The following is a 13,173-nucleotide window of genomic DNA, read 5'->3' as shown; positions in this document are numbered from 1 at the left end:
ACAGAGACAAGGAGAAATACATGAAACGTAGAATCCTGTTACTGAATACCGTTGTTATCCTGCTGGCCGGCTTGAGCGGCGCCAGCGCTGCGGCGCAGGCCACGGTAGAGTTCGCAGGCAACGCCTACATTACCAGCACCGGAACCGGTGCGACGGAAGTCATCAACGGGAATGGACTGGCCAACTGGACCAGCCCGAACACGGTGACGAGCGCCTGGTTCCGAATGGCTCAAGCCGGCACTGCCACGGTGGGCCTGGACGCGAAACTATCGGGCAGCACCAGCAGCACGGTGCGGGTGACCATCAACGGTACGCCGTTCAACGTCAACCTCAGCGGCGGCGCCAGCAAGACCTACAAGGTCGGGACCTTGAGCCTGCCGGCCGGGTACATCAAGGTGGACCTTCAGGGCGTCAGCAAGAAAGGCGGCTACTTCGGCGACGTGTCGGGCCTGAAGGTCACGACGGCGTCGCCGCTGGCCTATGCAAGTGACCCAGCCAACTACTACTGGTCGAGGCGCGGTCCCTCGGTGCACCTTGGCTACACGGTGCCAGCCAATACCGAATACTTCTACAGCGAAGTGACGGTACCGGCCGGCGACGACAAGATCGGCTCGTACTACATGGCCAACGGCTTCAATGGCGGCTACTTCGGCATCCAGGTCAAGTCGCCGAGCGAACGCTGGGTGCTGTTCTCGATCTGGGACGCCGACAACGGCGCGAAGACGACCCTGGTCAGCAAGGGATCCGGCGTGGTGGACAATGGTTTCGGCGGGGAGGGCACCGGCGGCCAGTCCTATCTGTCCTATAACTGGGTGGCTGGGAATACCTACCGCTTCATCACGCGCGCATTGCCTGACGGTGCTGGCGGTACCAACTTCTCCGCCTGGTTCTACGCGCCAGAGACGTCCGCGTGGCGCTACATCGCCACCTGGAAGCGGCCGGCGACCACCACGTATCATACGGGTGTCTACTCGTTCCTTGAGAACTTCATCGACACGAACGGGTATCTCGGACGCTCGGCGGAACATGGTAATCAATGGGCGCGCAGCACTGCCGGCACCTGGACCGAGATCACGGCGGCCAAGTTCACCGCCGATCCTACCGCAACGACCGCCCAGCGCATGGACTACGCTGGTGGGGTGCGCAACGGGCGCTTCTACATGCGTAACGGCGGCTTCTTTAATGCTTTCGTGCCGCTCAACCAGACCTTCACCCGGCCAGCCGTGGGCATTGCGCCGCAGGTGAACGTGGCAGCGCTTCCGCTTCAGTAACAGCAAGGGCGGGCCGGCTATGGCAGCCGGCCGCGCCCGCTTGCCGGTCAGCCCTTGTACCGAATCGCATCGATCACCAGCCCCAGCGCGCGCGACGAATGGCGGCGGCTGGGGTAGTAGGCGTGCAGGCCCGGGAAGACCGGGCACCAGTCCTCCATCACGCTCACGAGGCGGCCCGCGCCGACGTGCTGCTCGACCATGCTCGCGGGCAGGAAGGCCAGGCCGGTGCCGCTGAGTGCCGCGCCGAGCATCTGGTAGGCGTTCGTGAACACGGCCTGGCCGCGCACGCGCGCTTCGTAGTCCTGGCCGTCGTGCCGCAGCTCCCAGGCATACAGGCCGCCGCTGCTGGCCAGGCGCAGGGAGATGCAGTTGTGTTTCATGAGGTCCTGCAGCGATGCCGGCGTCGGGCGCCGCTCGAAGTAGGCGGGAGCACCGACGATGCGCATCACCACATCGGGCGTCAGGCGCGCCGCGACCATGTCCTTTTCCACCTGGTCGCCATGGCGCACGCCAATGTCGTAGCGCTCGGCGGCGATGTCGACCAGGCGGTAATCGGAACTGATTTCCACGTGCAGGTCGGGATACAGCGGCAGCAAGGGGGCGATCCGCGGCCACAGGACGTCGTCGATCACGTGGTCGATGGCGGTGATCCGGATCGTGCCGGCCGGCTTGTCGCCCAGGTCGCTGATGGCGGCGATCTCGGCTTCGATTTCCTCGATCCGCGGCGCCACGTTCTGCAGCAGGCGCTCGCCGGCCTCGGTCGGGGACACGCTGCGCGTGGTGCGCGTCAGCAGGCGCACGCCGAGGCGGCTTTCGAGCGAGCGGATGATGTGGCTGAGGGCGGACTGCGTCATGCCCAGCTTGGCCGCGGCGCGGGTGAAGCTGCGCTCGCGCGCGACGGCGAAGAACACGAGGATATCGTTGAGGTTGTCACGGGCCATCAGGTCGTCCCAATCTGCAGAAAGTGAGCAGCTTATATGATAGGGCATGCATAGTCCTGTCGAGTACTCATGAATTCCTTTCATAGGGTCAAGCAGGGTCTAGCCGGCCTGGACTGAGGTTCGCAGGTAACATCGGTCGTAAGCCGCTTGCATAAAAGTTTCCCAAGAGACATAGTTATGTCAGCGCCCGCCCTGTGCACCTCCTCCGTTTTCATGAAAGTCCTCCCTCTCCAATGACGCGCTTCCTTCTCAGCACGCTTTCGCTCGTGCTCATCGCCATCGTGGGTTACTCCGCGCTGGCGTCGGCAAAAACACCGGCACATCAGTCGCCCCAGTTCGCGGACGGCAAATTCACCAACCCGGTCAGGATGCGCGAACACAGCATTGGCGAGATGGCCAGGATCTGGTGGGCCTTCATGTTCGACAAGCCTGCCGGCACAGTCCCGACCAGCCCGATTCCAATGCAGGTGATCACCCGCGCCGGCCTGATGGCGGCGCCCGACAATACGATGTTCCGCCTCGGCCACTCGTCGAGTCTGCTCAAGCTGGGCGGCGAGTTCTACCTGCTCGATCCGGTGTTCTCGCAACGTGCCTCGCCGGTACAGTGGGCCGGCCCGGAACGCTTCCACGCGCCGCCGATCAGCCTGGAAGACCTGCCACCCCTGAAAGCCGTGATCCTGTCGCACGACCATTACGACCACCTCGACCATGCCACCATCCTGGCGCTGGCCGGCAAGACGACGCATTTCCTGGCGCCGCTCGGCGTCGGTGACCGCCTGGTGCAGTGGGGCGTGGATGCCGCCAAGGTGCGCCAGCTCGACTGGTGGCAGGAGCTTGAGATCGACGGCCTGCGCCTGGCGCTGACGCCCGCCCAGCATTTCTCCGGGCGCGGCCTGGGGGACCGCAACACGACCCTGTGGGCGTCGTGGGTGATCATGAAAGACGGCCTGCGCCTGTACTACAGCGGCGACTCGGGCTATTTCGCCGGCTTCAAAGCCATCGGCGAGAAGTACGGACCCTTCGACGTCGCCCTGGTCGAGACCGGCGCCTACGACAAGCAGTGGCCGGACGTCCACATGCAGCCGGAGGAAACGCTGCAGGCCTTCCGCGACCTGAAGGGCGCCTGGCTGCTGCCGGTCCATAACGGCACCTTCGACCTGGCCCGGCACCGCTGGCAAGACCCGTTCGAGCGCATCACAAGGCTGGCGAAGGAGGGCGGGGTGGCGATCACGACGCCGGTCATCGGCGAGCCCCTGAACCTGAAACAGCCGCATGCCGGCAGTGCATGGTGGCGCGACGTCCAGTAACATGCCGGACGGGAAGAATCAGTGATGGGAAGTATAAATCCCGCGCAGCATTCATGATGGCTGCTCATAAGGTCATCCAAATTCCGACCCGTTCGGCATAGCGATAAGGCATTACCATGGGTGTTCCATTCGAGCGGCCGGATACCCATCCGGCCGCCGTCATTTCAAGAACACGTACGCGACACCGAAAAGGATCTCCCATGACAGTCAAAGCCTACGGCGCCCACTCCGGCGACCAGCCCCTCGAATCGATGGACATCACCCGCCGCGCCCCCGGCCCGCACGATGTCCAGATCGACATTGCCTTTTGCGGCGTCTGCCACTCCGACCTGCACCAGGTGCGCGGCGAGTGGGCCGGCACGATGTACCCCTGCGTTCCGGGCCACGAGATCGTCGGCCGTGTCGCCGCGGTCGGCGCGCATGTCTCCAGCCACCGGGTCGGCGACCTGGTCGGCGTCGGCTGCATGGTCGACAGCTGCAAGGGATGCGCGGAGTGCGAAGACGGCCTCGAGAACTACTGCGACGGCATGGTCGGCACCTATAACGGCGTAACAGACGACGCGCCGGGCCATACCCTGGGCGGCTATTCGGAGCAGATCGTCGTGCACGAGCGCTTCGTGCTGCGCGTCAGCCATCCGGAAGCGCAACTGGCCAGCGTTGCGCCTCTGCTGTGCGCCGGCATTACGACCTGGTCGCCGCTGCGCCACTGGGGCGCCGGTCCCGGCAAGCGGGTCGGCATCGTCGGCATCGGGGGCCTTGGCCACATGGGCATCAAGCTGGCCCGGGCGATGGGCGCGCACGTCGTCGCCTTCACCACGTCGGAATCGAAACGCCGGGCTGCGGAAGCGCTCGGCGCCCACGAGGTGGTGGTGTCAACCGATCCCGAAGCCATGGCCGCGCGCGCCAAGAGCCTCGACCTGATCGTCAACACGGTCGCCGCGCCGCACAACCTGGACGCCTTCACGTCCCTGCTCAAGCGCGACGGCACGATGGTGCTGGTCGGCGCGCCGGCCTCGCCCCATCCGTCGCCGGAGGTCTTCAACCTGATCGGCAAGCGCCGCTCGATCGCCGGCTCGATGATCGGCGGCATTCCTGAAACCCAGGAGATGCTCGACTTCTGCGCCGAGCACGGCATCGTTGCCGACATCGAGATGATCCGCGCCGACGACATCAACGCCGCCTACGAGCGCATGCTGGAGGGCGATGTGAAGTACCGGTTCGTGATCGACAACGCGACCCTCGCGGCCTGATCCAGGGCCGGACGCACGCCGCTGGCGGCAATACCGCCAGCGGCCTAAGCAAAGATAGTTGGACTCCATGAAACTCGAAATTCCTCCTCCGGCCGAAGTCGACAACAAGCCCGCAGCCTGGGGCGCTGTCTTCGCGCTCTCGCTTGGCGCCTTTGTGCTGGTCGCATCCGAATTCATGCCGGTGAGCCTGTTGACGCCGATCGCCATCGAGCTGGCCGTCAGCGAAGGGCAGGCCGGGCAGGCGATCGGCGTCTCCGGCGCCTTTGCCTTGCTCACCAGCCTGCTCATTCCGGTACTGGCCGGCCGGCTCGACCGCAAGACCCTGCTGCTCGGGCTGACGCTGCTGATGATGGCTTCCGGCACCCTGGCCGCCTTTGCGCCGAACTACTTCCTGTTCATGGTCGGGCGTGCGCTTATCGGCGTGGCGATCGGCGGCTTCTGGTCAATGTCGGCGGCAGTCGCGATGCGGCTGGTGCCGCTCGGGCAGTTGTCGCGCGCGCTGGCCATCGTCAACGGCGGCAATGCCCTGGCGACGGTGGTGGCGGCGCCGCTGGGGAGCTTTTTAGGGGGAATCGTCGGCTGGCGCGGCGCTTTCTTCTGCATCATCCCGCTGGCCGCGATTGCCTTCGCCTGGAAGTTCGCCAGCCTGCCGCCGATGCCCGCCCCCGCCCGGAGTGCAGCAGGGTCGGCCAATCCGTTCCGGCTCCTGAAGCAGCCGGCGGTCGCCTTCGGGATGGCGGCCAGCAGCTTCTTTTTCATGGGGCAGTTTGCGCTCTTTACTTACCTGCGGCCCTTCCTGGAACGGGTCACCGGGGTCGGCGTGTCCACGCTCTCGCTCCTGCTGCTTGGCCTCGGCCTGGCCGGCTTTGCCGGGACGATCCTGATCGGGCGCTTCATCAAGGAAGGGCTGTATCGGACGCTGGTGGTGATCCCGGCCCTGATGGCGGTCATTGCCGTCGCGCTGATTGCCTTCGGCAGCTCGCTGGCCGCGACCGCCATCCTGCTCGCCGTCTGGGGCCTGGTCGGCACCGCGGCGCCGGTCGGCTGGTGGACCTGGCTGGCGAAGACCCTGCCGCGCGACGCGGAAGCAGGGGGCGGGCTGATGGTGGCGGTCGTCCAGCTCGCGATCATGCTGGGCGCGGGCGCGGGCGGCATCCTGTTCGACGCGGGCGGCTACCGGGCCAGTTTCAGCATGAGCGCGGTCTTGCTCCTCGTGGCTGCCGGGCTGGCGGCGCTGGCCGGGCGCGCCGACCGCTCCGGCAGGGCAGCCGGCTAGCCGCGCTTAGTTGCGCTTAGTTGCGCTTCGTTGCGCTTAGTTGCCCTTCGTTGCGCGCAGCCAGACGGCTGCAATCCGTTCCACCTCTTCATAGCCCTCGCAATCGAGCTGGCCGCCGAAGATGTCCGGGTCCAGCTCTTCATACGTCCAGTCGCCGCAGGCGGCTTCGAGCTTCGGGCGGATGGTGTCGAGGAACTCGTCGCGTCCATCGACGATGGCAATCCCGGTGTACAGCAGCAGGGTGCCGCCCGGATTGAGGCGCGCCAAAGCCGCCTCGACGATGGCAAGCGAGATGCCGGCCCCGCGCATGTCCCCGCCATGGCGATAGCGCAGCTGGTCCGGGTCGAGGATATACGGCGGGTTCGACAGCACGAGGTCGAACCCGCCTTCAATATCCTTCAGCAGGTCGCTGTGGCGCAGCTCCACATTCACCAATCGCGCCAGGCGCGCATTCACCCCGGCGAGCGCCAGCGCGCGGTCGTTGATGTCCGCCGCCACGCACTGGGCCTGCGGAAAGCGCGCCGCCACTTCGATGGCGCCGGCACCGCCGCCAGCGCCGATGTCCACGACCCGGCCCGGCGGCGCAAGGGTCTCCATCGCGCGTTTGGTGGCGGCGATATAGCGGTAGGTATCCGGGCCGAAGAAGACGGCGTCGTCGTCCTTCGTCGGGAAGGCCGAATGGAAGTACAGGCGCTCGCCGATGGTGGACGCGCGCACGGTCGCGCACAGGCCGCCATTCTTTTCTTTAATCGCGCCGGCAGATCGCATCAGGGCCAGGATCTCCGGCGGGACGGCGTCTTCCCGGAATGGCCGGCTCCAGCCGAACACCCCGCGCAGGTCGCTGGCCCAGGCGTTCGCAGGGCGTCCGTTGACGCGGCGGTGGGTGGCGGGCGTCACCGTGGTGAATTGATAGCCTGCCTTCTGCAGGGCCTGGCCCAGCGCGAGCAGGGCATCGGTGTCGATGGTGGTAGTCATGCGGCGAGCATGCGGCAAGGCTGCCCCGTCCTCTGTTCGCTGGCGAACAAAGTAGCGAAGCTGACAAGCTTCTTATGTGAATGCCCGAACATACCGCTACGCATCGCGCGTCCATACTGGCAACAAAGCCAGGGCCGGCACCGATGCCAGCCTGGCAGGAACCAAGTTACGGATAAGGTCAGGGAAAACCATGAAGCCATTGCTGCCCGATCAGGAACACAGGCGCGTCGACCGCGAGGTCGAGCGCGAGCGCCATGAACGCACCCTCAACGACGACACCAAGGCCGGCCTCGCGGCCGACGAGGAGTTTCGCATGAAAGACGCGCGCGAAAGCACGAATTCCAGCCACCTGCGGAGGTCGCGATGAAGTGGGAAGGGGACCGCGAGAGCAGTAATGTCGAAGACCACCGCGGCGGACGCGGCGGCGGCGGCGGTGGCGGCTTCGGCATCGGCGGCAAGTCGGTCGGCCTGGGCACGATTGCGATTGCGCTGGTCGCTTCGCTGTTCTTCGGTGTCGACCCGGGAACCGTGATCGGCATGATGGGCGGCGGCGGTCCGGCACCCCAGGTGCAGCAGCGCGCCCCTGGACCGCAGGCAGCGCCGGCGAACGACCCCGAAACCCGTTTCGTGCGTACCGTGCTGGCCTATACGGAAGACACCTGGACGCCGTTGTTCGCAGCGCAAGGCGCGACCTACCAGCCGCCCAAGCTCAAGCTCTTCGAGGGCCGCATCGCGACCGCCTGTGGCACGGGCAGCAGCGCCAGCGGGCCGTTCTACTGCCCGGGGGACAGCGACATCTATATCGACCTGAATTTCTTCCGCATGATGCAGCAGCGTTTTAATGTCGGCGGCGAATTCGCCCAGGCTTATGTGATCGCCCACGAAGTGGGCCACCACGTGCAGAACCTGATTGGCGTGTCGAGCAAGGTGCAGCAGGCGCAGAACTCCATGTCTGAAAAGCAGGGCAACGCACTGTCGGTGAAACTCGAGCTGCAGGCCGACTGCTTTGCCGGCGTCTGGGCCTTCCACACGCAAAAGAAGGAAGCCTTCCTGGAAACCGGCGACGTCGAACAGGCGCTGGCGACGGCGACGGCCATCGGCGACGATGCCATCCAGCGCAAGACGCAGGGCAGTGTCGTGCCCGACTCGTTTACGCACGGCAGTTCCGCGCAACGGGTGCGCTGGTTCAAGCGCGGCATGGAGTCCGGTGACGTTCAGCAGTGCAATACGTTCGAGGCAAGCCAACTGTAGGGTGGGGTAGTGGAGGCCAATGGCCTCCACTACGTGTTACGTGCCCACGCGGAAATATGGGCAGCCGGCGCGGGGGATGCCACCAGGAAGTTTCGCTTTCCTGTGGCGAACAGTGGCTAAAAATGCGTAAAAATCAGTTAAAAAACATGCATTCATTTCCGTGCGCCTATCGTAATTCGTAGCGTTTTGACATAAGTTTAATACTCATGCGTCCGCAATGAACCGCGGACTTGCAAAAACTTTCGAGGAGGAATTTATGCTGGCAATGAATTATCGGGGGCCCTACCGCGTTCGCGCCCAACACAAGTCCGATCCCGTGATCGAGCATCCTGGCGACGCCATCATCCGTGTGACGCGCTCGTGCATCTGCGGTTCCGACCTGCACCTGTATCACGGCATGGTTCCCGATACCCGCGTCGGCCACACATTCGGTCACGAATTCATCGGCATCGTCGAGGATGTCGGGGCGATGGTGACGACGCTGGAAGTGGGCGATCGCGTGCTGGTGCCTTTCAACATCTTCTGCGGCTCCTGCTTCTTCTGCCAGAAAGAACTCTACGGTAACTGCCACAACGTGAACGCGGCTGCGACCGCGGTCGGCGCCATCTACGGTTATTCGCACACGGCCGGCGGCTACGACGGCGGCCAGGCCGAATACGTGCGCATTCCGATGGCGGACGTGGCCCCGATCAAGATTCCGGAAGACATCCACGACGACGACGCCGTGCTGCTCACCGATGCGCTGCCGACCGGCTACCAGGCGGCCGAGATGGGCGACATCAAGGAAGGCGATACGGTGGTCGTGTTCGGCGCCGGCCCGGTCGGCATCTTCGCCGCCAAATCCGCCTGGCTGTTTGGCGCCGGGCGCGTGATCGTGGTCGATGAACTCGAGTACCGCCTCGACTTCGTCAAGGACTACGCCCAGTGCGAGGTGGTCAACTTCAAGGAAGTGCAGGACATGGCCATCCACATCAAGAAGATGACCGACGGCCTCGGCGCCGACGTCTGCATCGACGCCGTCGGCTGCGACGCGGCCGGCAGCATCACCCAGACCGTCACCGGCCGCCTCATGAAGGCACAGGCCGGCTCTGCGATCGTGCTGCACTGGTGCATCAACTCGGTGCGCAAGGGCGGCAACGTGTCGATCGTCGGCGTCTACGGCCCGACCTTCAACGCCGTGCCGATCGGTAATGCCATGAACAAGGGCATCACCATGCGCATGAACCAGGCCAGCGTGAAGCGCCACCTGCCGCGCCTGATCGAGCACATCCGCGCCGGGCACATCGACCCGAAAGCGATCATCACGCACCGCATCCCGCTGGAAGACGTGGCGGACGCGTACCACATCTTCTCGAGCAAACTCGACAACTGCATCAAACCGATCCTGATCCCGCCACGCGCCCACGAAGTGCGCGCCGTCGCGGCCAGTGTCACGCCATAAGGAGGATGCATGGAAAACCAGAACGCCATGACCAAGCCAGATCACCCTGAGCAGGCCAGCCTCGACCGCCTGGGCCAGGACCATACCCGTGACCACGAGCATGGTTACCGCCATCCCGTGCAGCCCGAGGCGAAGCAGACCCGCCGCACGCGCGAGCAGCTGACGCACATCAAGGGCTGGGGTGCCGATCTCGACCACAAGAACCGTCCCGCCGTGCCGATGGAACGCACGCCGCCGCGCTACACGCCGGCTAACATGAACACGCCGCCAGCCCAGGAGCAGCACGTCGAAGTCCTGGTCTCGAACGAGCGCCCGGGCATCACCCAGATTCACGGCACCGCCCAGCCGCCGTCGGGCCTGTCGGGCATGCTGCGCCGCGCCGCCTTCAAATTCTCCGAAAACGACCTGCGCCACTGGCTGATCCTGCTCGGGGCCGACCGCATCAACGTGGTCGAGGGCGTCGTCGAGGACCTGACGAAGGGCCATGTGCCGAACATCTTCGCGGAGATGGGAATCAAGGCCGAGTGGCAGCACAACAAGTCCGGGCTTGCGAAGAAGGTCGCCATCGTCGGCGCCGTGGCCGGCGTGGCGTATCTGCTGATGAAGCGCGGCGACAAGCACGACGACGACCGCTACGAGGACCGCTACGACAGCCGCTACGACAGCCGTTACGATGAGCGCGATGATGATCGCTACAACAGCAGGTACTGACCCGCAGTAGTCAACCATTTCTCGATTGCCGTTCTGTCGCCCCGCCGCCGCGTTTCCACGCGGCTGGCGGGGCTTCTTGCGTTTGAGCAAGTGTTGTTTTTGAGGCTCGTCCACACTCGATGAGGTCCGCCGCGTTTTTGCGGTCGGGAAACCTTGTAACATCGAATGGAGACGAGATGAAACTTCGCACACGCCTGCTGGCGGCGCCCCTCGGCGTCCTGATCGCTACCTCCTGCATCAGCTTCGATTCTGGCGCGGCGCCAATGATGAGCGCGCCGAAAGCGCCGTCGCCCCAGGCGGGTGCGGCGCTGGTGTCGAAGCTGGTCGGCGCGCGCGGCAACTGGGGCCTGGACAACAATCACGGCTTCACGGTGGGGCGCCAGCACCCGGGCGTGCAGGGCACGCAGGTGGTGCGCGCCGCCCACACCTACAAGGGCCTGCGCGTGTTCGGCTCGGAGTCCGTCGTGGTGCTCGACGCGGCGGGCGCGATCGTCTCCGAAGCCGCATCCGACCGGCGCCTGCACCTCGGGCGCGGGACTTCCAACCGGCTCGGCGTGGCTACTTTCGACTTCAACGTGAGACCATCGATGCCGCCGAAAGCGGCCATCGACAACGCCGTCGCGGCAACCGGCGCGGGCAGCGGCGCCAAGCATATCGTCAAGCCCAGCGCCGAGCTCCTGATCTATCCGGTGATGAAGACCGAGCGCCTGCCGGGCGCCGCCGACAAGCTCGAGGCCGAGCTCAATGCGCTCGACGTGCAGGAAGTCGTCGACCGTTACGAGCTGGCCTACCTGGTGCGCACGCGCATGCGCCGGGGCGATACGCCGCTCTACTACGACACGATCGTGAGCGCGAAGGACGGGCGCGTGATCGAGCGCTGGAGCGCGCTGCAGACCGTGATCGGCGTGGGCAAGAGCCAGTACAACGGCGAGGTGCCGATCAGCACCACGCAGGCAGGGGGCAGCTTCCAGATGCTCGATCCCGAGCGCGGTACCGGCGGCACCTATGGCGCGATGGCGATCACGAATGCCAACGGCACCAGCAGCGCCGGCAAGATGTACACCCATACCAGCAACACCTGGGGCGACGGCAAGCAGTACATCCGCGGGGGCAGCACCACGGACGCCAACGGCCAGACCGCCGCCGTGAACGCCATGTGGGGGCTGATGAATACCTACGACGCCCTGAAGAACGTGCTCGGCTGGCAGTCGCTCGACGGCCACAACACGGCGACCTATATCGCCGTGCACGTCAACACCGCCTACGACAACGCCTATTACAGCGACACCTGCCGCTGCATGTTCATCGGCGACGGCTCGAGCTTCACCAGCCTGGGGTCGATCGACGTGATCGGCCACGAAATGGGCCATGGCGTGACGGCGGCCACATCAAGCCTGGTGTATTCGGGAGAATCGGGCGGACTGAACGAATCGAGCTCGGACATCGGCGGCGAAGTCGTCGAGGCCTATGCCCGCGCCGGCGGCAAGGGCGACGCCATCCCGTCGAGCGGCAACGACTGGATGCTGGGCACCGAGATCAGCCCGCAGGGCACGCCGCTGCGCTGGATGTACCGCCCCAGCAAGGACGGCAGCAGCCCGGATGCCTGGAGCACCTCGCTCAAGCGCCTCGACGTGCACTACAGCAGCGGCCCGAACAACCGGATGTTCTACTTTCTGGCGCAGGGCTCGAAGGGCGACAAGGAAGGCGACTACCACAGCAAATACCTGCTCAAGTCGCCGCAGGCGATGACCGGCATCGGCACGGACAAGGCCTTCCGCATCTGGTTCAAGGCGAACACGACGAAGTTCACGTCCAGCACGAATTACGCCGAGGCGCGTGCCAAGATGATCGAGGCCGCGCAGGAACTTTTCGGCGCCGCCAGCCGCGAGGCGATTGCCGTGCAGCGGGCCTATGCGGCGATCAATGTCGGGGCGGATGTGGATGAGGTGACGATGGAGGCGCCGCAGGCAAGCGCTGCGTTATGAATGGCGTAGGGTGGAGGGCTCTGCCGTCCACCCTGCGATTCATTCACCCAACAACGGATACGGATTGATCGGCGTCCCTTTCCACCACTGCTTTTCCGCCGTCAACGCCACCACCGCGAAATGCAGGTGCGGCGCGTTGGGGTCGGAGTTGCCGGTCACGCCCACATAGCCCAGCAGGTCGCCGCGTTTGACGGCCATGCCTTCCTTGACGCCATCGGCGTAGCGGTCGAGGTGGGCGTAGTAGTAAGCGTATTTGTCGGCGGGGTCGAACTGGTACAGGGTCAGGCCGCCGGCCTTGCTGTCGAACAGCTTGGCGATCTTGCCGTCGCCGGCGGCGCGTACCGGTGTGCCTTTCGGCGCCATGATGTCGAGCGCCTCGTGGTGGCGCTCCTGCCCACGCGGCTGGTCGAAGGTGTCCGAGAGCGTGCTGTAGGCGACGCCCTCGACCGGCACCAGCAGCTTGGCCGGCATGCTGCCGCCGGCCGTCAGTTCCGGTGCGGCCGGGGTGCCACTGGTGGCATGCGAGGCCGGGCGGATCGGCAGGTCGGCATCAAGCAGGTCGGTCGGAATGACATTGCCGGCCGCTCCTGCTCCCACTCCCGCCGCAACGGGCGGAGAGACTGCCGGCGCGGGCCGGGCGCCGGCATCGGTGATGATCGGATCCGGCGCGTCAGCGATCTCGCGCAGATAGACGAACAAACCGGTGGCGCCGACCACGACGCCGAGCAGGAACGTAACCAGCCATTTCATTGCAAACCTCCCTGA

12 protein-coding genes are annotated in these 13,173 nt (G+C 65.3%); 9 read left to right on the top strand and 3 right to left on the bottom strand.

What is annotated here, in order from left to right:
* Positions 1-20: 20 nt before the first annotated feature.
* A complete protein-coding gene (locus ACFPN5_RS04570) occupies positions 21-1,271 on the top strand; it encodes a DUF3472 domain-containing protein (protein WP_379780558.1) in 1,251 nt (416 codons plus the stop codon).
* A gap of 47 nt (positions 1,272-1,318) precedes the next feature.
* On the opposite strand, the gene ACFPN5_RS04565 is transcribed toward ACFPN5_RS04570, so the two are convergent.
* Positions 1,319-2,212 (bottom strand): LysR family transcriptional regulator, encoded by an 894-nt coding sequence (locus ACFPN5_RS04565; protein WP_379780556.1) that lies wholly within the window; start codon positions 2,210-2,212, stop codon positions 1,319-1,321.
* 233 nt (positions 2,213-2,445) lie between these two features.
* On the opposite strand from ACFPN5_RS04565, the gene ACFPN5_RS04560 reads away from it, so the two are divergent.
* From ACFPN5_RS04560 to ACFPN5_RS04550, 3 genes are all read left to right on the top strand, one after another.
* The gene (locus tag ACFPN5_RS04560; RefSeq protein ID WP_379780554.1) at positions 2,446-3,519 is read left to right on the top strand and encodes an MBL fold metallo-hydrolase; all 1,074 of its coding nucleotides are present in this window, start codon (positions 2,446-2,448) and stop codon (positions 3,517-3,519) included.
* Positions 3,520-3,719: 200 nt separating this feature from the next.
* The gene (locus ACFPN5_RS04555; protein WP_379780552.1) at positions 3,720-4,769 is read left to right on the top strand and encodes an NAD(P)-dependent alcohol dehydrogenase; all 1,050 of its coding nucleotides are present in this window, start codon (positions 3,720-3,722) and stop codon (positions 4,767-4,769) included.
* Between the two features lie 67 nt (positions 4,770-4,836).
* Positions 4,837-6,045 (top strand): MFS transporter, encoded by a 1,209-nt coding sequence (locus ACFPN5_RS04550; RefSeq protein ID WP_379780550.1) that lies wholly within the window; start codon positions 4,837-4,839, stop codon positions 6,043-6,045.
* A gap of 36 nt (positions 6,046-6,081) precedes the next feature.
* Here the strand turns inward: ACFPN5_RS04550 and ACFPN5_RS04545 are convergent, their stop codons facing one another.
* Complete coding sequence (locus ACFPN5_RS04545; RefSeq protein ID WP_379780548.1) at positions 6,082-7,020, bottom strand: methyltransferase; 939 nt, start codon at positions 7,018-7,020, stop codon at positions 6,082-6,084.
* A 190-nt stretch (positions 7,021-7,210) separates the two neighbouring features.
* Here ACFPN5_RS04545 and ACFPN5_RS04540 point away from each other — a divergent pair, with 190 nt between their 5' ends.
* The 5 genes from ACFPN5_RS04540 to ACFPN5_RS04520 all read left to right on the top strand — a co-directional run bounded on the left by ACFPN5_RS04540 (position 7,211) and on the right by ACFPN5_RS04520 (position 12,408).
* Positions 7,211-7,387 (top strand): hypothetical protein, encoded by a 177-nt coding sequence (locus ACFPN5_RS04540; RefSeq protein WP_379780546.1) that lies wholly within the window; start codon positions 7,211-7,213, stop codon positions 7,385-7,387.
* Entirely contained in the window at positions 7,384-8,271 is an 888-nt protein-coding gene (ypfJ, locus tag ACFPN5_RS04535) for a KPN_02809 family neutral zinc metallopeptidase (protein ID WP_379780544.1), read from the top strand. Before ACFPN5_RS04540 ends, ypfJ begins: the two co-directional genes overlap by 4 nt.
* A 256-nt stretch (positions 8,272-8,527) precedes the next feature.
* Complete coding sequence (locus ACFPN5_RS04530) at positions 8,528-9,712, top strand: zinc-dependent alcohol dehydrogenase (RefSeq protein ID WP_379780542.1); 1,185 nt, start codon at positions 8,528-8,530, stop codon at positions 9,710-9,712.
* A gap of 9 nt (positions 9,713-9,721) precedes the next feature.
* Complete coding sequence (locus ACFPN5_RS04525) at positions 9,722-10,423, top strand: hypothetical protein (protein WP_379780540.1); 702 nt, start codon at positions 9,722-9,724, stop codon at positions 10,421-10,423.
* A 176-nt stretch (positions 10,424-10,599) separates the two neighbouring features.
* Positions 10,600-12,408: a M4 family metallopeptidase gene (locus ACFPN5_RS04520; protein WP_379780538.1), complete on the top strand. Its 1,809-nt coding sequence runs from the start codon at positions 10,600-10,602 to the stop codon at positions 12,406-12,408.
* A gap of 39 nt (positions 12,409-12,447) precedes the next feature.
* Here ACFPN5_RS04520 and ACFPN5_RS04515 read toward each other — a convergent pair whose 3' ends face one another.
* A complete protein-coding gene (locus ACFPN5_RS04515) occupies positions 12,448-13,158 on the bottom strand; it encodes a M23 family metallopeptidase (protein ID WP_379780536.1) in 711 nt (236 codons plus the stop codon).
* Between the last annotated feature and the right edge of the window lie 15 nt (positions 13,159-13,173).

It is taken from the genome of Massilia niabensis (genome assembly GCF_042655085.1).
Lineage (GTDB): Bacteria > Pseudomonadota > Gammaproteobacteria > Burkholderiales > Burkholderiaceae_D > Telluria > Telluria niabensis.
This window is presented reverse-complemented; position numbering and strand designations above follow the sequence as displayed.